General features: G+C 39.1%; 18 protein-coding genes, 1 tRNA gene and 1 pseudogene. 15 read left to right on the top strand and 5 right to left on the bottom strand.

Going from position 1 to position 23,588, the window contains the following annotated elements:
* Window positions 1-141 precede the first annotated feature (141 nt).
* The 6 genes and pseudogenes from ACFILZ_RS02620 to ACFILZ_RS02595 all read left to right on the top strand — a co-directional run bounded on the left by ACFILZ_RS02620 (window position 142) and on the right by ACFILZ_RS02595 (window position 4,941).
* Window positions 142-435 (top strand): hypothetical protein, encoded by a 294-nt coding sequence (locus tag ACFILZ_RS02620; protein ID WP_375606464.1) that lies wholly within the window; start codon window positions 142-144, stop codon window positions 433-435.
* A 51-nt stretch (window positions 436-486) separates the two neighbouring features.
* On the top strand, window positions 487-1,569 hold the full coding sequence (locus ACFILZ_RS02615; RefSeq protein ID WP_375609059.1) for a quinone-dependent dihydroorotate dehydrogenase: 1,083 nt from the start codon (window positions 487-489) through the stop codon (window positions 1,567-1,569).
* 138 nt (window positions 1,570-1,707) lie between these two features.
* Window positions 1,708-1,784, top strand: a tRNA-His gene (locus ACFILZ_RS02610).
* A 288-nt stretch (window positions 1,785-2,072) separates the two neighbouring features.
* On the top strand, window positions 2,073-3,416 hold the full coding sequence (locus ACFILZ_RS02605) for an MATE family efflux transporter (RefSeq protein ID WP_375610056.1): 1,344 nt from the start codon (window positions 2,073-2,075) through the stop codon (window positions 3,414-3,416).
* 342 nt (window positions 3,417-3,758) lie between these two features.
* Complete coding sequence (locus ACFILZ_RS02600; protein WP_375610057.1) at window positions 3,759-4,046, top strand: NADPH-dependent FMN reductase; 288 nt, start codon at window positions 3,759-3,761, stop codon at window positions 4,044-4,046.
* Window positions 4,047-4,550: 504 nt separating this feature from the next.
* Window positions 4,551-4,941 (top strand): annotated as a pseudogene (locus tag ACFILZ_RS02595) (hypothetical protein).
* A 777-nt stretch (window positions 4,942-5,718) separates the two neighbouring features.
* On the opposite strand, the gene ACFILZ_RS02590 reads toward ACFILZ_RS02595, so the two are convergent.
* From ACFILZ_RS02590 to ACFILZ_RS02580, 3 genes are all read right to left on the bottom strand, one after another.
* Window positions 5,719-5,856, bottom strand: coding sequence for a hypothetical protein (locus tag ACFILZ_RS02590; RefSeq protein WP_375682331.1), 138 nt, complete (start codon window positions 5,854-5,856; stop codon window positions 5,719-5,721).
* Window positions 5,857-5,917: 61 nt separating this feature from the next.
* Complete coding sequence (locus ACFILZ_RS02585; RefSeq protein WP_375610059.1) at window positions 5,918-7,138, bottom strand: MFS transporter; 1,221 nt, start codon at window positions 7,136-7,138, stop codon at window positions 5,918-5,920.
* 10 nt (window positions 7,139-7,148) lie between these two features.
* Window positions 7,149-8,570: a coproporphyrinogen-III oxidase family protein gene (locus ACFILZ_RS02580; protein ID WP_375610060.1), complete on the bottom strand. Its 1,422-nt coding sequence runs from the start codon at window positions 8,568-8,570 to the stop codon at window positions 7,149-7,151.
* Between the two features lie 918 nt (window positions 8,571-9,488).
* Here ACFILZ_RS02580 and ACFILZ_RS02575 point away from each other — a divergent pair.
* The 6 genes from ACFILZ_RS02575 (at window position 9,489) to edd (ending at window position 17,130) form a co-directional block, all read left to right on the top strand.
* On the top strand, window positions 9,489-9,704 hold the full coding sequence (locus ACFILZ_RS02575) for a class I SAM-dependent methyltransferase (RefSeq protein ID WP_375682330.1): 216 nt from the start codon (window positions 9,489-9,491) through the stop codon (window positions 9,702-9,704).
* A gap of 469 nt (window positions 9,705-10,173) precedes the next feature.
* Window positions 10,174-11,601, top strand: a complete 1,428-nt coding sequence (locus ACFILZ_RS02570) for a glutamine synthetase family protein (protein WP_375606455.1) — start codon at window positions 10,174-10,176, stop codon at window positions 11,599-11,601.
* 5 nt (window positions 11,602-11,606) lie between these two features.
* The gene (locus tag ACFILZ_RS02565; RefSeq protein WP_375610061.1) at window positions 11,607-12,896 is read left to right on the top strand and encodes an NAD(P)/FAD-dependent oxidoreductase; all 1,290 of its coding nucleotides are present in this window, start codon (window positions 11,607-11,609) and stop codon (window positions 12,894-12,896) included.
* Window positions 12,897-13,015: 119 nt separating this feature from the next.
* Window positions 13,016-14,488 (top strand): glucose-6-phosphate dehydrogenase, encoded by a 1,473-nt coding sequence (gene zwf, locus ACFILZ_RS02560; protein ID WP_375610062.1) that lies wholly within the window; start codon window positions 13,016-13,018, stop codon window positions 14,486-14,488.
* Between the two features lie 10 nt (window positions 14,489-14,498).
* The gene (gene pgl, locus ACFILZ_RS02555) at window positions 14,499-15,251 is read left to right on the top strand and encodes a 6-phosphogluconolactonase (RefSeq protein ID WP_375610063.1); all 753 of its coding nucleotides are present in this window, start codon (window positions 14,499-14,501) and stop codon (window positions 15,249-15,251) included.
* Between the two features lie 55 nt (window positions 15,252-15,306).
* Complete coding sequence (gene edd, locus ACFILZ_RS02550) at window positions 15,307-17,130, top strand: phosphogluconate dehydratase (RefSeq protein WP_375610064.1); 1,824 nt, start codon at window positions 15,307-15,309, stop codon at window positions 17,128-17,130.
* 60 nt (window positions 17,131-17,190) lie between these two features.
* On the opposite strand, the gene folD is transcribed toward edd, so the two are convergent.
* On the bottom strand, window positions 17,191-18,090 hold the full coding sequence (gene folD, locus ACFILZ_RS02545; RefSeq protein ID WP_375610065.1) for a bifunctional methylenetetrahydrofolate dehydrogenase/methenyltetrahydrofolate cyclohydrolase FolD: 900 nt from the start codon (window positions 18,088-18,090) through the stop codon (window positions 17,191-17,193).
* A gap of 305 nt (window positions 18,091-18,395) precedes the next feature.
* Here folD and ACFILZ_RS02540 point away from each other — a divergent pair, with 305 nt between their 5' ends.
* Window positions 18,396-20,276 carry an AsmA family protein gene (locus ACFILZ_RS02540; protein ID WP_375610066.1) on the top strand — a complete coding sequence of 627 codons (1,881 nt, stop codon included), beginning with the start codon at window positions 18,396-18,398 and terminating at the stop codon, window positions 20,274-20,276.
* 319 nt (window positions 20,277-20,595) lie between these two features.
* Here ACFILZ_RS02540 and ACFILZ_RS02535 read toward each other — a convergent pair whose 3' ends face one another.
* Window positions 20,596-20,739 (bottom strand): hypothetical protein, encoded by a 144-nt coding sequence (locus ACFILZ_RS02535; protein WP_375606448.1) that lies wholly within the window; start codon window positions 20,737-20,739, stop codon window positions 20,596-20,598.
* A 237-nt stretch (window positions 20,740-20,976) separates the two neighbouring features.
* On the opposite strand from ACFILZ_RS02535, the gene ACFILZ_RS02530 reads away from it, so the two are divergent.
* Both ACFILZ_RS02530 and ACFILZ_RS02525 read left to right on the top strand, forming a co-directional pair.
* Complete coding sequence (locus tag ACFILZ_RS02530) at window positions 20,977-21,720, top strand: 16S rRNA (uracil(1498)-N(3))-methyltransferase (RefSeq protein ID WP_375610067.1); 744 nt, start codon at window positions 20,977-20,979, stop codon at window positions 21,718-21,720.
* A 68-nt stretch (window positions 21,721-21,788) separates the two neighbouring features.
* The gene (locus ACFILZ_RS02525; protein ID WP_375610068.1) at window positions 21,789-23,162 is read left to right on the top strand and encodes a glutamate--cysteine ligase; all 1,374 of its coding nucleotides are present in this window, start codon (window positions 21,789-21,791) and stop codon (window positions 23,160-23,162) included.
* The last annotated feature ends 426 nt before the right edge of the window (window positions 23,163-23,588 follow it).

Raw genomic sequence — 23,588 nt, 5'->3', positions numbered from 1 at the left:
ATTCAAGATAAACAGATTTGAAATGAGACAATCTTACGATATTCGGGATTCTCATTCAATATGAACAACGATTAATTGTCATTAAAATCAATATATTATATGATATTACACAAAGTAACTTTGAGAATAGAGATAATTTTTTTGCCTTTTAAAGGGGGGTATAAGCTTACCTATAAGAAAGAAGAGAAAGGCTTTGGTGAAGAGCCATTGATGTCTCAATTTGTGCTGCATTTTATAAGGTTTAGGTTTGAAAGTTTATCTCTGAACAGTAGCAAAAAAGAGAAACGTTTTTTAAAGAATAAAAAGTTTTTACACGGTATGCATCAATATAAATGTGTATGGTTATTAATGGATTTTTATGCTGAAGTTTCTTATAGAAGAGAGCAGTATTATTTGGATAATATGCTCTCTTTGATTGGTAATCTTTTGTGTTAAAAGATATAGGTGAGGTGCGATGGATCATTTTTATGTTGTGGAGAAGGATTGATGAGTTTTTTTCGTTGTATTGGCCGTTCTGCCTTATTTATGTTGGATCCAGAGCAAGCACACGGTTTAGCGATTCTCGGGCTGAAAAGTGGATTAAATGGCTGTCAAAAGGTTATCGATAAACGTTTGTGTGTAACTGTTGCTGGGCTTGAGTTTGAAAATTTTATTGGTCTTGCAGCGGGGTTTGATAAAAATGCAGAGGTTGTGGATGGTGTTTTTCGTTTAGGATTTGGTTTTACAGAAATTGGGACAGTGACACCAAAGCCTCAGATTGGAAATTCTAAACCACGACTCTTTCGTTTAAAAGAAGATGAAGCAATTATTAATAGAATGGGTTTTAATAATGATGGACATCAAGTTGTTTACAACAGATTGCGCGCGTGTAAAAAAACTGGTGTTGTAGGCGTTAACATTGGAGCCAATAAGGATACGGTTAATAAGATTGGTGATTATACTGTTGGTATTGCTCATTTTTATGATGTTGCTGATTATTTTACGGTTAATATTTCTTCTCCTAATACACCAGGCTTACGTGATTTACAGGCCCGTGACAGTTTGCATCTTTTGTTGAGTGCAATTTCGCAAGTGCGAAATGAGCAAGAGAAAAAGCATGGATTCTCCATTCCCATTTTTTTAAAAATTGCTCCTGATTTATCAGAGAAAGAATTAGATGATGTTGCTGAAGAAATAAAGCTTTCTAATTTTAATGGGCTGATTGTTTCTAACACAACTCTTTCACGCCAGGGGCTTAGCAATAGTCACCTCAGCAATGAAGAGGGAGGGCTTTCTGGACGTCCACTTTTTGAACGTTCTACTATTGTGCTTGCAAAAATGCGTCAAAAGTTAGGGAAGGAGATTGCAATTATCGGTGTTGGCGGTGTAAAGGACGCACAAACTGCTTTGGAAAAAGTAAAAGCTGGTGCAGATTTGATTCAATTATACAGTGGGATGGTTTATGAAGGTCCAGATCTTGTCATAACTATTCTGCAAGAGATTTTGCAGATGATGCAACAAGATGGAGTTGATAATATAAAAAGCTATCGTGATCATAGTCTTGAGCATTGGGCAAAATTTCCTTTGTAAAAAACGCTTTTTTCTTCACAAAAAATTGCGAGATTTTTTTAAAGGGGCTTGCAAACTTTGTTGATTTTCCTTATGTCACATAAGCAAAGGATAAATGTTTACAAAATCGTGAACAGTTATGATACATTTTCTTTTTATGCGGTTGTAGCTCAGTTGGTTAGAGCGCTGGTTTGTGGCACCAGAGGTCGTAGGTTCAAATCCCACCAACCGTACCAAAAAATTTTATTGGAAATACTGAAAATGGATGTGCAAGATGAACAAACGCTTGCTAAGAGTATTGTATCACCGACTATAACTGCTTGGGGGTGTAATGTTGTACAAAAAACGCATGGCATTCCAAAAAAAACAATAAGGCGCATTGCGCTTCTCTTCTTACCTTAATGCGTTTTCATTATGCATCTTTTACACAAGACTTGCGATGGAAAGATTTTACGGAACAAATCAATTGTTTTGTTTAAAAGATCCGAGCTTCATACACTTTTCAATATGGAAGGGTATTCACAATGTTTGTTGTGATGAAGCAATTGCTATCTCTTGGCATGCCACTGGCTGTTGGGTTTATCTCTCAGATGATGATTTCCTTCACAGAAGCAGCGCTTGTAGCGCATTTAGGCGTGCAAGCCTTGAGTGGTACAATGTTAGCTCTGAGTATATTTAGTTTTGTTATGTTGTTTGGGCTAGGTATTATTACCGCGGTTGCACCAAAACTTGCGGAAAGTTTTCGTAGACAAGATAGATATGCATTAAAGGCATGGTTTGATCAAGGAATAGGGCTTTCCCTTTTGATTGGAACGGTGAGTGCGATCATTTTACTCAACACGAGGAATATTTTGTGTTTTCTCGGCCAAGATGGGACAATTGCCAATATAGCGCAGGAATATAATAGTGGTGCTGCTATAGGAGTGGTGTTTTTTTATCTTTATGTGAATAGCCGGGGATTGCTGTCAGCAATTGGTAATCCACAGCCTTTAACCTGGGTTATGCTTGCAGCTATCATCGTGAATTTTTTTATCTCTTGGCCGCTTATTTTTGGTATAGGTTCTGCGAGCGGATTAGGTGTCTTTGGTGCTGGAGTTGCGAGCAGTTTGATCCGTATTTTAATTGTTATCGCTGCGGCAATAATTTTGTCCCGCAATTCTGCTTTTCATTCTTTTCGCTTTAATTATTTGAGACCAAAGTTAGAGATTTCACGAATAATAAAATTGCTGCGAGTAGGGCTACCCATTGGTATACGTATTCTTATTGCGGAAGGCTTTCCTTCGGTCATTGCATTTATGATTACGGCTTATGGGGTCGAATCTTTGGCTGCACATACGATAGGGATGCGTCTCGATATGCTTATTTCTGTGGTGGCTTTGGGGATTTCCAGCGCAGCCGCGACAATAGCAGCGTGGTATAGAGCAGATAGGAATAATATGGCTCTAAAACAGTTGCGTATGAGTGTCACAGTTTTTGCTGTAGCTTATGTCTTATTTTTATCAGGGATTGTTTATCTCTCTTATGAATTTATCCTTACAACCATCTTTAATATTTCTTCAGAACGCGTTATTGTTTTCTCTTGGAAGTTGCTTCCGTTCATCTTATTGTCTTTTTCTTTTGGCACTTTAGGAGCTATGCTCAATGGCATACTTGTGGGTTTGCTTGATACGTTTTGGTCAACAATTGTTGTAGCAATAAGTTATTGGGGGTTAGGCCTATTTGGGGGAGCGCTAATGGCGCATTTTTTTGAATATGGCTTTATTGGCTATTGGTTTGGCATGATTGGTGCAAGCTTAATCGTTTCTATCTTTAATTATATGCGCGTGGGTTATTTAATAAAATGCAATCCTATGTTTGGGGCAGAGTGAGTGTTATAAAAGCGCTTGTAAAGCACTAGCTGTGAAGGCTTAGCTACTCATCGTCCATAGAGGCTGTTTTACTTCTATGGAGATAACAATATAGGTTACAAAACTTGCTTAATATTGAAAAGAAGTGTCTTTGATTGTAGTCTCAATATTATTTGTTGAGTTTTTAAAATAATATGGGTTTATTAAAATCATTCGGCTACAATTTAAGAGTAAGTTCGGTAGATTGGAAGAGTTTAATACCTTAAAAAATGACGAGAAAAAACGTGCTTATATTCATACGCCGTTGAGGAGTCATTTAAAAAAGTTATTGTTTTTATAAGTTATTACCATTGCGATGCTAAAGTGTATACATTTGTCAAAACAATCGCAGACGCTGACGATGTTATTCTTGCAAGCCCTGTTTATCACAGGTCTTATTCAGAGACTTTGAAGAACGCTTTTGATAATTTAGATTGTGATGCTTTTTGGGCTCTCATGGCAGTACAGCAAAAAATGCGCTACTGTCATGTAAATATTTGGTACCAGTTGTGCATACGCTTTATAGACAAGCTCTGCAATATCAAGTTGCTTCAGCTAAAGATGGTTTTGCGTTTGAGAATGAAAACCGTACATGGAGACTTAGCAGCGTAAATGTACGGGCTCGCTGCGCACATCTTGTTGATGAAATATATATTTTTAAACAATAAGGGTGGAGGATATGATCAAAAATGATAGGAAATACCGTTATTTAGTCGTTGGTGGTGCAGGACTGTTGGCTTCCGTGTGCCGGTCATTAGGGCTAAATAACGTGATTATTGCAGCGCGTTTTCGTTCTCATCAATCCAAAATCGAGTTATTTCAGATAAGGGCTAAATGTGTATCTTGGAGATTATTATAAGCCATAGGCACAATTTTTAAAAGGGGTACCACTATGGACGTGCTTGAAATATTGCATATTATGGGGGAATTCGCCTGCACATGCATTTTCGTGTAGGTTGAGATTGAGCGGTTGGCCTTCTTACCGAAGCCTCTGCGTATTGTTCATGTTTTTGGTTCTAATGCAGAGGATAAAATAATCTCTGGATGTGCGCATCACAATAAGATTGATTCCACATCTGTAAAATTAGGTCAGAAAAGGCGATCATATGGCCGGCGGTGGTCAATGAGAAAAGTCTTTATGATCATGTGATTTGTGAGAGCCGTATTGAGAAAGAGTTTGCGCAAAATCTCGATAACGACTCTAATGTAAGATTGTTTTTTAAACTGCAAAGAAGTTTTAAAATAGCTACTCCCATTGGCTCTTACACGCCTGATTGGGTGGTTTTTTTTAGAGCGGGATGGCGAACAAAAGCTTTACTTTGTGCTGGAAACAAAAGGAACGAATAGCGAGTTTGATTTGCGCCTTAAAGAAATGCTGAAGATTAAATGCGGCAAGGCGCATTTTACCGCTCTTGAGACTGGTGTGGTGTTTAACGAGGCACCGGTGATGAGTTGGCGCGATTCTAAGCGGGGGATGGTAGTAGAGAGAGTAGGGGGGCTGTGGTAGGAGTGGGCGGTACGAATGACGCTGTCTTTAGTTGCGTACCGACAAGCTAATTTTGTGCTTTGCGAAATTCGCCAAGGCTTTTGGACGTACTGCGTTTACCGCGTAATAAAATCTTATGAATATCATGCAGAAGGCGCGCGCAGAAGGGGGTGATTACGTGACTAGCTTCCCAATGCCGTAATTAAGTACAGCCACATAATGAGATAGCTCTTCAATATCATTAGTCACACTGATACTTTTTCTTTATTTTCAAACAATAATAGGTCAGATGGTAACGGTTATGTCCTTTCTATCTGAGAAAAGAGTAGCACCGCTTGCGTATATGCACGAGTAAAAGTCAATCAACATTGGTCTGAGGTAAAACCGCCAATTATTTCTAATACACCTAAGGATTTCATAGCTTGCTCTAACGGTTTATATAAAGCCGCCCTTTTAAAAGGTGGATTGGGTGGAAAATTTATTGGGATATAGGCTTTATGAATCTCTCGAACTAAGCTTTCTACTATGCAGGTCCTAAGGCGTGATTGCATATATGGTCGCATCTGTTGCTGCGTTGTGTAGGCAAAGATCCTAAACTAGGAAAGGAGGGCTGCTCTTTTGATTACAAAGGAAGAATACGGCGCGTAAGTGCAGCAAAATGTATTTTGAGGAGCAGTAAAGGGGTGAGGCATTTGATGTCCAGCGGGTGACGGATTAACTGGAGTATAAGTGGGCATTGCTAGGGCGGAGTTTTTAGTTAAGAATTGCGCTCTGTGCGCTATAAGCTCTCTGCATCCTTCATATAGGCGTTGGACCATCGCCCAATGCAACGTAAAGGGGCTGTTTTGTCTTTAGCGTTTGTTTGGCTGCTTCTATAGTGCCGCTGGCTCTATCAGCCACTATGGTGATAATTTTCTCGTCCAAAGAACAGATCAATCGATTGCGTAATAGGGTATGTGTGCCTTTTTGACCGTGTCTTTTTTTTAAAAAGCAGCTGTTACCTCGTGGCAGGATTGGGTGTGTTTATATGATCAGCCTGCCAAAGAAATGGAAGCGTTATCGCGATAGCCACCAATAGGAGCCCAGCGATAAAGGTGGCAGCAAACTGCAATGATATAAAAGAACCAAGGACGCCGACCAAAAAGCTTCCGACCGGCGTTCCAGCATAGCCTATCACCCGAAAAGCAGAATTAGCTCGCCCGAGAAGTTGCTTTGGTGTGAGGCGCTGCCTGAAGGCGGTAACACCAATAAACCATAAGCTTGCTCCAATGCCAGCGATAAAGGTGACGCCCCATACGACGACAGCACTTTTTGAAAAGGCTGGAATCAGCAGTAAGACAACCGTTCCTAAACCGTCAGTGAGAACAGCTAGGCGCACCGGTGCATAGCGTATACGCGGCGCAAATAGGGCACCTGCCATTGTTCCAAGTGCGTAGGCTGCAAACATCACGCCATATTGGCTGCTATGTAGGCCCAGATACCGACTGTCGGTAACGAAGAAGATGAATGAGGTTAGGAATGCTCCAAATACCACCGATAGAAAGAATGTGAGTAATGTAAGGGAGGTAAGATGCCAATTTGAAAAAATGAAACGAAAGCCGGCAATGATATAACGGAAAGTGATGTTTTCTTTATCAGGTGTTGGCGATGTCGGAACAGCATGGCGAGCGGTAAAAATCAATGCGATAAAAAGCACGATTAACAGGCCGAGAAATAGCAGTGTGCTATGCGCTAAAATGCTGCTTGTTATGACAGGGGCAAGAAAATAGGAGACCCCGAAATCTAAAAACAAGACAATAGAGTAGAAGGTCATCAATCGCTCTCCCTCCATGATAAGTGGTGGAATCGTCATTATATAAGCTTCGGCAGAAACGACGATGAATCCAGCAATGGTTGCATAGAAGAAAATTTGTTCGGCTGGAGTAATCTGTATCATGAGCAGTATGAACAGGACAATATGCAGTAGCGTGAAGATGAGGAGAGCTGAGGTGGCAAGTTTTATTTTGTCGCAGCGATCAAGTAAAACGCCTGCAAGGATGCCGAAAATTGGCCACGCTAATGAGAAGAGACCTTGCGCCCAACTTACTCCGACTACGCCATATCCAGATTGTCTTGCTAATAGCGGGATGGCAGTGCGCAAAGCACCGCTGAGTAAGGCGAGCAGACTAACGGTTAGGCAAAAATAGCGTATGTTCTTGTTGGAAAAAAGCGTGAACATTCTGTTCTCCTTAAGATGCCACACAGGTTTCCACTGTTCCATCAAGTACGGCGGTTGTATTCAGCATGTTTGCGACATAGCCGTCCAAGATATTCCTATCTGCCTGAGGTAGAAGAAAATACATAAGGTTGGAATACCATTGCCAACCACGCTGAGTCAGCTGGAGATCGTTATCACTTTCTGCGATGAGACCTGCACCTATGAGCTGTTGTAGGTTATTGTAAACGAAAGAGGGGAGTGCGGTCCAGTCAATTCTTTCTTTTTGGGCATAACCGTTATAAGGTAGCCTCATACACAAAGCCTTGGAGGCTTGTTGCTCTGCTGATACCCAATTGTAGTATACTTTGGATTTGCCTTTAAGTTGTATGTTGGTAATGTATCCGCTTCGACTGGGATTGGCTCGTGTGACGAGTGAGCCGAGAATCGACAGTGCTGACGCTCCGAATCCAACCACATAATCGTCATGATAACCATGCAAATATTTGTGATAGCGGAAATAATTAGCTGAACTCGTTTTAGCGAGCGTTAGAGGAGTGTTATTGGCAATTTTGATATAGGAATGTCCATTACACGGCGCATAGCCGCAGCTGCGCATAACGATGTCGCTAAATAAGCGAAGCATCTGTCGATGCTGTAGGCTGGACGGTTTAAGCCCTTTTTGTGCGTAAGACTTATGCAGTTGCGACGTGATAGCCAGATTGTTAATTGCATAGAGATTGATGGTTTCAGGGTGAAGCTCGCTGGCTTGCTTCAAATCGTATAATAGTTCTTCGGCTTGCTGGCTGTGTATGCCATATAGTAGGTCTAAACCGACATGTCCAATTATCTCTTGTGACCAAGCCACGGTATTGTTGATTTGTTCACGTGTTGAGGTGAGGTTAAACAATGATCGGAAACGCTCAATGAAACTCTGTATACCGAAGCTGATCCGGTTAACGCCGATCTCACGGGCAGCATAAAGTTTATCACGTGTGACGCTCTTCGGTTCGCTTTCCAGTGTAAATTCGGCTAAGGAAGAGAGCTCAAATTCGGCATGCAATACTTTTCCGATGTGTCGGATATTATCTGCGGACAAGAGCGACGGTGTGCCGCCCCCTATATAGATGCTGCGGATGGGCCCTTTAAGCGAGCGAATGAAATTTCCTTTGGCTCTGATCTCTGTGGTAAGCGCTGAAATATAAGATTCGATTTGCTTAACGTGCTTGTAGGCCCCTTTCTGAAAGGGACAGAAGGAACAGATGGTTTCACAAAAGGGAATATGCAAATAAAGAGAAATGGTACGCGCTTGTGGAATCTGCTTACTGTGCGCTAGTTTATTAAAGTCTAGGTAATTGTAAAATTCATTTGAAATAGTGCGAAATAGCGGATATGTGAAGTTGTAAATCGGCTTGGGTTGATTGAATTTCACAAAAGGATGATCCACGAGTTGCATAGCTTATCTCCCCCAATTTCTTAACTCGCACTATATTATTGACGGGCGATTGGTTATCCAATCGCTCGAGTGTATTACCAAAGACTTTCACGGAACATAATGAATCCTCCTTTTGTAGAAGTTATATGTATTATACATATAACTTCTTATATGAACAGGATAGCTTGTTTAAGAGGCAATGGAAAGATAAAAATATAAAAGAACTTTCTCTTGCAGTCTTATGGTCTGATATTGTAATTGGTACCCTGTTTTACGTGGTCGGGCTATGAATGCCTAGAGCGAGAAAAAGCAGGGTATTTTAATGGACGTGCGGGACATCATTGTTATGTTGCTGGGTCTTGGAATTTGCGTCTGGTTATGAAATATCATTAGCGCAAAAAGATGGTTTTAAAGGTAGAGATTTTAATATCTCTGTAAAACTTCGAGAAGAGATAGAATTATCTATTAGAAAACATATAAATGTCCAGTGTGATAATATTATCGAATGACATGACATCATCGCTCTTGCTCGCCATTTTGACATATTACCTAAAATCTCATTGAGATTGTGTCATGTACTGGCAAACGGGGATAGATCGCGTTTTGGTATGACTGCGACGAAGTTACGTGCTGCATTGTCTTTGCTAGAATCCAATAGGATTAGGCTTAATAGGGTGCATTTGCATGGGGGGCGTGTGCTCGGTCTGCACAGTATCACGAGATCATAAGTCAAAGTATGTGAAAGCAACTGATACAAAAAAGATTTTACGATGGTGGAAGATCGACGATGAAGGACGTTAGTTCAAAGAAAATTGATATTATTGTGTTTTCATATCCTGATTTTTGGGCTTTTGAGATATAAATAACACACCTCTTAGTGGGCTGGAGATTATCAAATGTTGAATCACGCATGGCGCAATTAGCAAAAAATCCTATCTATTGGATTTGGTATACTCTACTGGATTCTCAGCTCTAAATATTGTGTGCGAAGTGCAATGTCAAGCGGTGGGAATTGATATAAGTGCAGAGTCGTACCATCCCGCTCAGAACAAGGTTGATAGCTCTGTTATGCAGGCGATGGTTAAGTTTTATGTCGGAAATGTTGAGCGTATGACTTATCCTGAAAATACATTTACGCATATTATGGCGGGGTGAGTGTTTGTAAGCACTAGCTGTAAAGGCTACTCATCATCCTAGGGTGTTTACTTCTATGTGGATAACAATAGAGTTACAAAACTTGCTTCATATTAAAAAAGTTTCTTTTCTTTTAATTAAGCATTGCTACAACCAAAAGGAAATTAAATATCTCGCCTTTATTATTCTCGCCAATGTTTGCTTGTATATGATTATTTGAATCGGAATTAGGTTATGTTCCCTATGGTATTTCGCACTGTTTTATATAAGGAGAAGGTTCGACCGATGTATCGCGTGCAGTACCAATTTTCACTATGGTGATAGGATAGCTTGATGGTGATAGGATAGCTTGTTGAGCGTAAAATTCTTTTACCTTGATGAATCTTATAGTATTCTTCAAAAATATCAGTTGATAAATTTTTTTTGTGTCGTTTATGCATGGGCTGATACAATAAAAATAGGACTTAATTGTTTTTAAAGTTGGTATGTTATGGCTGTAAAAAATGTTAAACAAACGAAAAGTAAGAATTTTAAACCTGTCTCTCGTTTTCTCAAAAGTTTACGTGGTGTGAATAATTGGGAACAGGTTTCACAATGGCTTTCTTTTCGTAAGGTAGAGGATATTGAATGTATTACGCCTGATCAAGCGGGAGTTCCACGGGGTAAGATGATGCTTTCTAAAAAATTTACATCGGAAACATCATTGGCATTGCCTTCAGCAGTTTTTATGGCAACAATTTCAGGGGATTATCCGGAAGATGGTCATGGTTTTGAATATCCTAAAGCAGATGGTGATTTACGCCTTGAGCCTGATCTTTCTACATTAAGCATTGTGCCATGGGAAGATGCTCCTACGGCACAGGTGATTTGTGATCTTGTGTATCAAAATGGTCAGGTTGTGGATTATACACCACGCAATGTTTTACGAACGGTGGTTCATTTTTACACAAAAATGGGTTTAAAACCAGTTGTTTCACCAGAAATTGAGTTTTATTTGGTACAAAAAAATCCCGATCCTGATTACCCTTTAGTTTCACCGGTTGGTCGTTCTGGGCGTTCAATTGGTGGAGGGCAAGGCTATTCAATTGCTGGTGTGAATGAATTTGATGATTTGATTGATGATATTTATCATTTTTCAGAGGCACAAGGATTGGAAATTGATACACTCATTCATGAAGAAGGAGCAGGTCAGTTTGAAATCAATTTACGTCATGGTGATCCTATTGAATTAGCGGATCAAGTTTTTATGTTTAAACGAACAATTCGTGAAGCAGCACTGAAACATAATATGTATGCGACATTTATGGCAAAACCCATTCAGGGGCAGCCAGGTTCTGCGATGCATATTCACCAATCGGTCGTTGATAAGAAAACGGGTATGAACATTTTTACACAGGAGAATGGTGAAGAAAGTGTCTGTTTTCGGCATTTTATTGGTGGATTGCAAAAACATATGCCAGGGGTTCTTGTGATGCTTGCGCCTTACGTGAATTCTTATCGACGTCTTGTACCTGATAATTCGGCTCCTGTTAATTTGCGGTGGGGATATGATAATCGGACGACAGCTTTTCGTGTTCCTCGTTCTGCTCCTCAAGCGCGGCGTGTCGAGAATAGGCTTCCTTCATCAGATGCGAATCCTTATTTAGCTCTTGCAGCTTCTTTAGCGTGTGGTCTCATTGGTTTACAGCAAAAAATTGAGCCAGATGAGCCAACGACAAATAATGTGAATGCTGATAATATTGAGTTACCGCGTGGACTCATTGAGGCAGTTAATTTGTTTGAACAAGATACAGCAATACATGCTATTTTAGGGGATGTGTTTGTCAGTACTTATGCTGCAATCAAACGACAAGAGTTTGAAACTTTTATGGAAGTAATTAGTCCGTGGGAGCGTGAATATCTCCTGCTGAATGTTTAAATTTTATGACAACGATTGATGATAATCCAATTTCTCCAGGAATTTCTTGGTATGAAGATACTTTAAAAGAGCGCCCCTCTTATCCATGTTTTGATGAATACAGACAGTGTGATGTGGTCATTATCGGAGGTGGATTTACGGGACTTTCAGCTGCTTATCATTTAGCCAAAGCTGGAGTGGATGTTGTTTTGTTTGAAGCATCACGTTTTGGTGATGGCGCTTCAGGGCGCAATGGTGGTCAATTAGGAACGGGGCAACGGCAGTGGGTAGAAACATTAGAGAAAAAATATGGTTTTGAGCGCAGTAAGGTTCTGTTTGATTTAGCAGAAGAAGCTAAAAAAGATATTTTATCGTTATGCGCGATGCCTGATTGTCAGTGTGATTTGATAGTAGGACAACTTTCTGTGACCCATAAAAGGCGTGATCTTCTCTCTTATCAACGGCATATTGAGGTGATGCAACGTTACGGTTATCAGGCTCTTACTTTTATGGATAGGGCTGAAACATCTAGGCGACTTGGATCGCTTTTTTATTGTGGTGGTATTTATGATGCGGATACCGGCCATATAAATCCCTTAAAATTGGTTGTTGGATTGGCAAAAAAAGCCCAAGATGCTGGTGCTAAGCTTTATGAGAAATCACAAGTAACGACCATAAGGCGCAAGCAAGCCCATTGGAAAGTGATAACAGAAAAAGGCAGTGTAACAGCAGAACATGTTTTACTTGCAACAAATGGGTATAAACTTGGTCTGAAGCGTTTTATTGAAAAAAATATTGTTTCTATTCGCTCTTATATTGGAGCAACGGATCCATTACCAAAGCATAGTTCAATTCTTATAGGGGGGGAATCGGTTGATGATTCCCGTTTTATGGTTCGCTATTTTCGCAAAAGCATTGATAATCGTCTCTTATTTGGTGGTGTAGAAAGTTATGATAATAAGCATCCTCTAAATTTAGATGAACGTATAAAACGGCAAATTGTTGAAATTTATCCTCAATTACATTCTATCAATTTAAGCCATCGGTGGGGAGCAACGGTAGCGATTACAGTTGAGCGCATGCCCTATGTTCGCCAACTTTTCTCAAGGATAACTTATTGTGGTGGTTATTCAGGACATGGCGTTATGTTGGCTCCTTTCGTGGGAAAATTATACGCAGAATGGTTAACTGGAAAATATGAACGTTTTTCCTATTTCCAAGACTTAAAGATTTCATCTTTTCCAGGGGGACGCGTTTTGCGTTATCCGCTTATATTTTTAGCAATGCGTTGGTTTTCTTTAATGGATCGCCTTTAATGGAAACATTGCTTGAAATGAAGAAAATTAATGGCTTATTTAGTATCTGTCTGCTTTAATGATGAAAGCTTTTATAAGTGATATGGGATTTCATAATCGAATGGAAAATAAACAAGTTCATGGTGCGTAAAATTATTCCAGTTTCTTCCTTTGATTGTATTGTTTTTGGTGGCAATGGTGATCTGGCGTCGCGCAAGCTTTTGCCGGCTTTGTATCATTGTCAGTGTGCTGGGCAATTCAATGAGCCAACACGTATTATTGGGGTTTCGCGCACTTCCCTAAGTCGTGAAGAATATCAAAATTTTATCCGCATTTCTTTAGAAAAACATATCCATCCAAAAGATCTAAATTCAACAGAACTCAATCGTTTTCTTGCACGTTTAAGCTATGTTTCTGTTGATGTTTCCTCGAACCGAGGATGGGAGGATTTAGCCCTCCTTCTGTCACAAGATTCAGCGGATATTCGAGCTTTTTATTTGGCTGTTGGTTCGTCACTTTTTACTGATATTGCGATGAAGTTGGGAAAAAATAATTTGGTGACAGCACAAACACGGATTATCATTGAAAAACCAATTGGTTGCGATGTAAAAACAGCTATTTCACTTAATGATGTATTTGCAAGCGCCTTTAATGAAGAGCAGATCTTTCGCATTGATCATTATCTTGGGAAGGAAACTGTTCAAAATTTAATGGCATTGCGGTTTGTTAATACACTTTATGAACCGCTATGGAACTCCAATTATATTGATCATGTTCAAATAACCGTTGCTGAATCTTTAGGGTTAGAGGGGCGTACAGAATACTATGAAAGCACTGGTGCTCTACGCGATATGGTTCAAAACCATATGCTACAGTTACTTTGTTTGGTTGCGATGGAAATACCATTTACCAACAGTGCTAATGCTGTGCGCGATGAAAAACTTAAAGTTTTACATTCTTTGACACCGCTTGATGTCCATAATGTAGGGCAGCATACTGTACGTGGGCAGTATCTTTCTGGTCTATCAAATGGTATATCTGTAGAGTCTTATTTTGATGATCTGGGAAGAGCGAGTGAGAGCGAAACATTTGTTGCGCTTAAGGTTAAGATTGATAACTGGCGCTGGGCCAATACGCCTTTTTATTTACGAACAGGTAAGCGTATGTTCACGCGAATGTCTGAAATTGTTGTCGTTTTTAAACCTATTCCTCATAATATTTTTAATGTGGATTTAGATGAAATTTTTTCTAATCGGCTTGTAATTCGTCTCCAACCTGATGAAGGTGTAAAACAATGGTTGATGATTAAGGATCCAAGTTATGGCGGTATGCGGTTTCGTCACATTCCATTAGACATGAGTTTTGCTTCCGCATTTTCTGAACGTAATCCTGATGCTTATGAACGTTTATTAATGGATGTTATTCGTGGAGATCAAACACTGTTTATGCGTCGTGATGAAGTTGAGGCTGCTTGGCGTTGGATTGATCCAATCATTGAGGGATGGGAAACAATAAAACAGCCTGTTCACAGTTATAACGCTGGTTCGTGGGGGCCGTCTGCTTCGATGAGCCTCATAGAACGTGATGGACGTATATGGAACAATTTAGTTTAGAGCAATAAGTATGTATAGAATGAATATTGATCGTTTAGACTTTGAAACCCCTCAGACTTTAGCTTTGGCATTAGCAGATCGAGTAGCCGCAGAGCTTAGTGTATCTGTTCTTGAGCGCAAGAGAGCAGTTTTAGCGGTGTCTGGTGGTAAAACACCAGAATTGTTTTTTCATTATTTGTCAAAAGCGGATATTGATTGGCAAAAGATCATTATCACTTTGGTCGATGAACGTTTTGTCCCTACACACGATGAACGTTCAAATGAACATATGGTACGGTGTCATTTGTTACAAAATTTTGCCGCAAAAGCACGTTTTGTAGGGCTTTATCATAAAGCAATTACTGCTGAACTTGCTGCTTTTTCAGCGGCGAGTCGTGTTAATACTTTGCCTAAACCCTTTGATGTTGTTGTTTTAGGAATGGGGGAGGATGGACATACGGCTTCTTTTTTTCCTGATGCTGATCGTTTAAAGCAAGCGCTTGATTTACGAACACAAGCACTTGTTTTACCCCTTCATGCTAAGAGTGCTGTTGAGCCAAGACTCTCACTAACTTTGCCAGTTATTATGCAATCTCGTTGCATTATTCTCCATTTCGAGGGTCTTCAGAAACGCGATTGTTTTGAGGAAGCTTGTCAAGATGGGGCTGAAACAGAAATGCCTATTCGGGCAATTTTGCGTAATTCCCCTCATCTCGTTCAGGTTTATTGGTCGCCTGCAGAAAATGAAATAAGTGAATCAAAATATGCGACACAAGGTGAATAAAACGTAATCTCTCTCAATGAATGAGGGGAAGAAACAATGAAAGGGGGAGAGAAATATGGCACTTTCCAAGACAATTGCCACAGTTACACGAAGGATTTATGAACGTTCTCGATCAACACGAGAAATTTACTTAGATCGTATTGCAAAAGCACAAGTTCATCGCCCCAAACGGAGTTTTTTAGGATGCGCCAATCAGGCTCATGGCTTTGCTGCTTGTGGTGCAATAGATAAAGAGCGTTTGAAGGGAAATATCGTTGGGAATATTGGCATTATCACGGCATATAATGATATACTTTCAGCACATCAACCTTTTGAAAAATTTCCTCACTTAATTAAAGAGTCGGCCCGTATGGTTGGTGGTGTTGCACAGGTTGCAGGTGGTGTTCCCGCGATGTGCGATGGTGTTACGCAGGGAAATGCGGGGATGGAGCTTTCCCTTTTTTCGCGTGAAGTAATTGCAATGGCAACAGCTATAAGCTTATCACACGATGTCTTTGATGCAGCATTGTATCTTGGGGTGTGTGATAAAATTGTGCCAGGTTTATTGATTGGTGCCCTAACATTTGGTCATTTACCAGGAATTTTTATAGCTGCTGGTCCTATGACAAGTGGTCAAGGTAATGATGAAAAAGCGAAGATACGTCAACTTTACGCAGAAAATAAAATAGATCGTCAAACACTTCTAGCATCAGAAGCACGTTCTTATCATGGACCAGGAACATGTACATTTTATGGAACAGCTAACTCTAATCAGGTGATACTGGAGATGATGGGGCTTCATATGCCGGGAGCTTCTTTTATTAATGCGAATACACCGTTGCGTGATGCTTTAACAAAAGAAGCCACGAAACGTGTACTTGAAATGACAGATCTTGGTGATCATTATAGTCCACTTGGTATGATCATTGATGAGCGTTCTTTTGTGAATGCTATTGTAGGATTAAATGCAACAGGAGGTTCTACCAATCATACGATTCATTTGATTGCTATAGCTGCTGTTTGCGGTATTAAATTGACATGGCATGATATTGCAGAAATTTCATCCGTTGTGCCTCTTTTAGCGCGCATTTATCCTAACGGTTTAGCAGATATCAATCATTTTTATGCTGCGGGGGGGATGGGATTTATTATTCGCGAGCTTATTGAGGCAGGTTTGGTACATGAAGATGTTTCTACTGTTTTTGGTAAAGATCTCAATGCTTATGCAATTGAAGCAAAGCTTTCTGCTGATGGTCATGTGGTACGTGAAGCGGCTCTCAAGGAAAGTGGTGATTATAAGGTGTTAGCGGGGTGGAGAAAGCCATTTCAGCCTGAAGGGGGTATTCGCGTTTTATCGGGAGATTTGGGAACAGCTATTATAAAAGTTTCCTCTGTTAAACCAGAGTATTGGCAGATTAAAGCACCAGTCTTTGTTTTTAATGATCAAGAAGAACTACAAAAATCTTTTAAATCTGGAGCGTTGCATGATAAAGATTTTATCGCTGTTATTCGCTATCAAGGACCAAAAGCCAATGGTATGCCAGAGCTTCATAAATTAACGACCATTTTAGGCGTTTTACAAGATCGCGGTCAAAAGGTAGCATTGATAACCGATGGTCGTATGTCAGGGGCATCAGGAAAAATTCCTGCTGCTCTCCATGTGACACCAGAAGCAGTGGATAATGGCCCCATTGCACGTTTGCAGGATGGTGACATTGTTTTCCTTGATGTTCATGGGGGTAAATTAACTCTTTTGGAAGATTTAGCAAAATTTAACGCGCGAACAACCACGCCTCCTGATCTTTCAAAAAATGAACATGGTGTTGGACGCGAACTTTTTCATGTGTTTCGTCAATCCGTTAATCGTGCAGATCAAGGGGCATCTGTTTTTATGACATGACGAATGTAAAAATGGTAAATCATATGCAATGAAACCATGCAAAATGAATTGTTACAATTCTTAGAATTTTGGTATAGGAAGATTGTGTGATCGCGCAGCAGCTTTGAGTGTATTAACCATAAGCATGGCAATTGTCATTGGTCCAACGCCTCCTGGAACAGGGGTGATCGCAGCAGCTTTTTCTTTTACGTTTTCAAAATCGACATCACCAACAAGACGTGTTTTCCCTATACCTTTTTCTGGTGCAGCAACGCGGTTAATACCGACATCAATAACAATTGCACCATTTTTCACCCAGTCTTTTTTAATCATTTGTGGGCGGCCTACAGCTGCTACTAGAATATCAGCGCTTCGACACACATCATCAAGATCTCGGGTGCGACTATGGGCAATTGTCACAGTGGCATTGGCTGCTGTTAAAAGAGCAGCCATAGGTTTTCCAACAATATTAGAGCGTCCAACAACGACAGCATCAAGTCCAGATAAATCTCGTCCACATTGTTGTTCAATCATCATCATGGCACCAGCTGGTGTGCAGGGAATAATCGCATCTTCAAGTGCATTTGCCGCGAGTTTTCCTACATTAATATAATGAAAACCATCAACATCTTTTTGGAAAGCAATGGCTTGTGTTATGCGATTTGTATTCATATGAGCAGGGAGAGGCAGCTGTACCAAAATACCATGAATTTTAGGATCAGAATTTAATGTTGCAATAAGTTGTAGCAGTTCTTTTTCTTGGGTTTCTTTGGAAACGATATGTTTGATTGAAAGAAACCCACATTCTTCGGCTTTTTTATTTTTTGAGGCGACATATACTTGACTTGCGGGATCATCTCCAACGATAATAACAGCGATGCTAGGTTGTATATTATAGTGACGGCGGAGCTTTGTTGTTTCGGCCTTAACTTTTACAATAATCTCTTCAGCAAGTTTTTTTCCGTCGATAATGTTATTCATTCAGAGATCCTTTCGGTAAGGCTGTTTGTTTTTTTGTAAAGCATTTTCTAATGATACGATAGAGTTTTATAGCAATAACGGTAAGAATGGTTTGATAAGGTTGTGGATTTATAGTTTTAGAAGACTTTTAAATAATTGCTTTATAAAGAAGCAGCAACATTGCTGTTTGAATAAACTTTGGATAAAGAATAAAAATAATGAAGATATAAATATATAAGGCGAATTATAAGGATATAAAAAACCTTTTAACGATCATTTAATTTTGTATTTAATCTGTTATAGGGGGATAACTGCAGAGGGATATTGTGCGCATCAGAATAATAAAATTTTTGAGCGGAATTTTTATTACAATTATCTTTTTATTTGGAGTGGGGATTCTCGTTTTACCTTATCTTGTCTCTACAGATGCGATTCGTATTCATTTAGCACAGGATTTGAGTGCATGGACGGGTTATAATGTACAACTGCGTGATCCACCGCGGTTACATCTTTTCCCTTATCCTAAAGCATTTCTTTCCGGCGTTACTTTAACATCAAAAATGGATGATGTTACGCCATTATTGGAAGCTGAATCAATAGAAGTTGATCTTTCTTTAATAGATCTTCTTTGGGGACATGTTTCTTTTTCCGAGACGCGGATTGTGCGTCCTCAATTTGTTATGGAAAAGCCCGTTGAAACAATGGCAGATTTTTTTGATAGATTTTCTCGCTCACAAGGTGCATTAGGATTGGCAATACGCAATGCGCGTGAAATATTAAAAAATAATCCTGAACATCCAGAGCTAGAGCATCTTTTGAAACAACCTTTTGGGAGGATTGTTATTGAAAATGGTGTTCTTGTGTATCACGATAGTTTTTCGGGAGTAGCAGAAAAAATAACAGGATTAAATGCGACTTTAGATTGGGCTGAATCGACTGAGGAAGTACGCTTGCGTGCAGATGCTCGTTGGCGCGGAGAATTTACAAAGTTATCAATTGATGCTTCTCAAGCATTGCTGCTTCTTGCAGGAGGGAAAAGCCAGATTAAGGCAAGTCTCAATTCTGTGCGTGGGGGAATAACGTTTACAGGACAGGCTCGGTTATCTGAATATTATATTTTTGATGGAAAGGTATCGATGCGTTCTCCGGGATGGAATCAGACATTGTCTTGGATTGGTGGGAATCAGTTTTGGGGACATAAATTAAAAATACCCATTGTATGGGAATCTCATTTTTTAGCGCAACCAATGCATATCCAAATGAATAATGTTACCTTTACGATGGGGCAAACTAGTGCACGTGGGGCTTTAGAACTTGATTTCCAAGATTCTGTACCAAATATTATGGGCTCTTTAGCATTTGATAACTTAGATTCTAGCACTTTGGGCTCAATGTTTTTTTCAAGCAAAAAGAAAAATTCATTTTTTGATATGACAAATTTTGATTGTATTGGGGTGGATGTACGACTTTCTGCACCACAAACTAAAATAGGGAATATTTCACTCACAAATTTAGCTGCTGCAATACAAATAAAAAATGGGCATGGTATTTTTGATCTTGGGCATGCGAATATTTGGGGTGGATCCATTCAAAGTAATATTGAAGTTACGCCAGTTGGACAGAAAGTGCGTATTGGAGGAAATATTTCAGGTGCTTCTATTGATATGCAGGAAGCTCTAGAAGCTTTAGGATTTATTCCATTTATACAAAGCAAAACGAATTTTACTGCAACGATACAGACACTGGCTGATTCTTGGATGGAAGTTTTTACAAAAATGCAGAGTGAATTAACATTAAAGATGTCTTCTGGTCGGCTATTAGGGTATGATTTGAATGAATTACAAACAAGACTTTCAAACAAACAACAATTTCTTTTAACAAATGATGATTCTCTTTCCACAACTTTTGATCACTGGAATATCCAGACAAGCTTTTCAGAAGGTGTGATGAAAGTGACAGAGTCATTGATGCACACAGCAGACTTGAGTTTATCCATTCAGGGAGCTATTGCAACTGCTATTTCTCAAGGGAAGCAGAATGAATTGATACTACAGGCACAATTACGAAAAAATTATAGATCAGACACTTTATGTAAAGATGTTCAATGCCTTGCTAACAGCCTTGCATGGCCTTTTACATTTTCTCTGAGCTCTAAAGGACAAGATCGTGGTAATTTTTTAATTACAAAAGACACTGATACAGATTGAGTATTGTTTTTCGTCTATACAACATTTTATTTTATAATTATAACTCATCCGTTTACAATTTAAAGTTGTTTTTAGACTTAAATAAGAAATTCCACTATCGTAAGATTCTCTCATTTTAAATCTATTCGTGATAAAGTCATAAAAATCGTCCTCTACGTTATAAGCGTGGTTGGTATGTCGATAAATGAGTGAAGAGAGGAAGAACAACGCTTCTTATAAAATCTTTTAAATACAAGAGATTCATAATATTGATGCAAGTCTTAGAAGGTTGCTAGCAATATTTTGTTACACTAAATTTTTAAGGGATGTCGGTCAGTGCTTATTGAATCTCAGAAGAAATACCATAGCCATCTTTGGTAACTGTATGCTTCCCGTCGGCTCCAACAGAACCAATTCCCACTGTAATCAAAATAAAGGCTAAGAGGGTTGTAATCGTAATAATTGTAGCTTTTTTAGCAGACATATCTTTTTCCTCCACGGATGCATCAATGACCCAATTCAAAGATGAATGGTGCATTATTTAAACTTTTATGAAAGCAGAATCACTTAAGGATCTATAAGTTCCTATTATTATCTCATAAAGCTAAAAAAACTCTATAATTCTTTAATATATTATAGTTCTATAGATATAATTTTTTCTTTTTGCTATATATTTTTCTTCATTTTCTCGATGACGATAGTGAGCATTGGCAAAATTTTTATGCGCATAAATTATAAACTTAAAAGATTATTCATTCGACAGACATTGGCTTTGAATGAAGAAATAAAGATAGAGGGGGCACAAGCTTTTTATCTTGTGCATGTTTTGCGTATGAAAGAAGGAGCAGAAATTTTACTTTTTAATGGACAGGATGGTGAGTGGCTTGCTAAACTTATCATTGTTAAGAAAAAATTTGTTGTGGTTCAGCTTATCCATCAAGAAAGATTACAAACGACGCATTCCAATCTTATTTATTGCTTTGCTCCACTCAAAAACGCGCGGTTGGATTATATGGTGCAGAAAGCTGTTGAAATGGGGGTATCGATTTTGCAGCCTGTTATAACGCATCATACGCAGGTTACGCGTATCAATATGGCGCGTATGGAAGCCAATGTTATTGAAGCTTCTGAACAGTGTGGAATTTTATCTCTTCCTGAATGCGTATCTGCTCTATCATTAGCAGAACTTTTAGCACAGTGGGATGAGACACAGCCTTTATTCTTTTGTGATGAAGAGCATAAATCGCATAATCCATTACCTTCTTTTAAAAAGCGTGACGTTACAACACCTGGTGTTCTCATTGGACCAGAAGGTGGGTTTAGTGAAGAAGAGCGGAGCTTTTTAAAAAAACATCCTTTTGTGGTTTCAATATCATTAGGTCCGCGTATTTTACGCGCTGACACTGCCGCTGTTGCTGCTTTGGCTCTTCTTAATGCTACCGTGGGGGATTGGGCAATGGATTGAGAAGTCTGTAAAATCATTCTAAACAATTCATTTAAGACGATGATACCGATGATAGGATATGATAAGTTATGGCGCTTGATATAACCGATGAAAGTGAAATTTATAACTTAGATTCCTTGGTTAGCTATTTCCAAGGGGGGTATAAACCAGAAGGTGATTGGCGTATTGGTACAGAACATGAAAAATTTCCGTTTTATAGAGATGGTTTTCTTCCTGTTCCTTATGAAGGAGAGAGGGGAATCCGAGCGCTTTTAGAGAGGATGCAAAGCGCCTTAGGATGGAAACCTATTTTAGATGAAGAGAATATTATTGGGCTCGTAGGATCAGTTGATCAGGGAGCCATTTCTTTGGAACCTGGGGGACAATTTGAATTATCTGGTGCACCATTAAAATCAGTAAGCCATACATATTACGAGTTGATGGAGCATTTAACTCTTCTCAAAAAAATTGCAGAACCATTAGGTATAGGTTTTTTAGGTCTTGGAGCTAGTCCAAAGTGGACTTTAGCTGAAACGCCGCGAATGCCTAAATCACGTTATCAGATTATGACTGATTATATGCCTAAAGTGGGGTATAATGGTCTTAATATGATGTATCGCACATCAACAGTTCAGGTTAATCTTGATTTTTCATCTGAAAGTGATATGCGGCGAAAAATGCAAGTATCCATGAAGTTACAGTCTATTGCGACCGCATTATTTGCAAGCTCACCTTTTACAGAAGGACGTCCGAATGGCTTTTTATCTTGGCGTTCTGAAATTTGGCGTAATACGGATAATCAGAGGACAGGGGTTCTCCCTTTTATATTTTCTGAGCGCTTTGGTTTTGCTGATTATGTTGAATGGGCCCTTGATGTTCCAATGTATTTTGTTGTGCGGGATGGTCGTTATTATGATTGTACACACATAACGTTTCGTCAGTTTATGAATGGAGCATTAAAAGGACAAGTTGCAAATTCAATTCCAAATATGGGAGATTGGATTAATCACCTATCAACGTTATTTCCTGAAGTCCGCTTAAAAAGATTTTTAGAAATGAGAGGAGCGGATTGTGGTTCTTGGAAGCGTATTTGTGCGTTGTCAGCTTTTTGGGTTGGGCTTCTTTATGATAGAGAAGCACTTAATGAGGCGGAGGCTTTGACAAAAGATTGGTGTTTTGAAGAAGTTTTAGAGTTGCGCCAACGCGTTCCAAAAGAGGGGTTAAAAACTCCTTTTCGTCAAACCATTCTGTTAGAATTAGCTCGTCAAGCCCTTGCTATTGCACGCAAGGGCCTAAAAAATCGCAAACAGTATGATGCGAATGGTTTTGATGAAACAAATTTTCTTAATCCTTTAGAAGAGGTTGTTGCAATGGGGCAAACAGATGCTGAAAAATTGTTGTCCTATTACTATTCTATTTGGAATGAGTCTGTAGAACCTGTATTTTTAGAATGTGCTTATTAAATTTGAGGCAAAGACATTTTGTACTTTTTTAAAAATGCATATCACTGTGGTGGCTCATTCACTCACTTATCTTAGAAAGAATATTTCCCCTTGCTTTCACACATTGTCTCGTAAATGATACAATACAAAGATCTCTTAGTCCCTGTTATTTTTATATCCAGATTAATACTGTCACGATATTTCCGTAACCTCAATCTTGTATGTTTATCTTAGAGATGGATCATAAGAGATATATTTAGCTTGTTATCAAATATTTTTATCCACTTGGCTCATCACGCTTATGAATAAGTCTGAAAACAATATTTTTCACTTTTTAATAAAGGAATAAAAATATTATTTGTGTTTAATAATCTTATCCAATATTAAATTATTATCATTCAATATACGATGTTTATATGAATATGAAGTATTTTTTATGTGGAACAA

The organism is Bartonella sp. AP40SXNS, assembly GCF_042195825.1.
Lineage (GTDB): Bacteria > Pseudomonadota > Alphaproteobacteria > Rhizobiales > Rhizobiaceae > Bartonella.
Note: the sequence above shows the minus strand (reverse complement) of the source record. Positions and strands in the feature narration are given on the sequence as shown.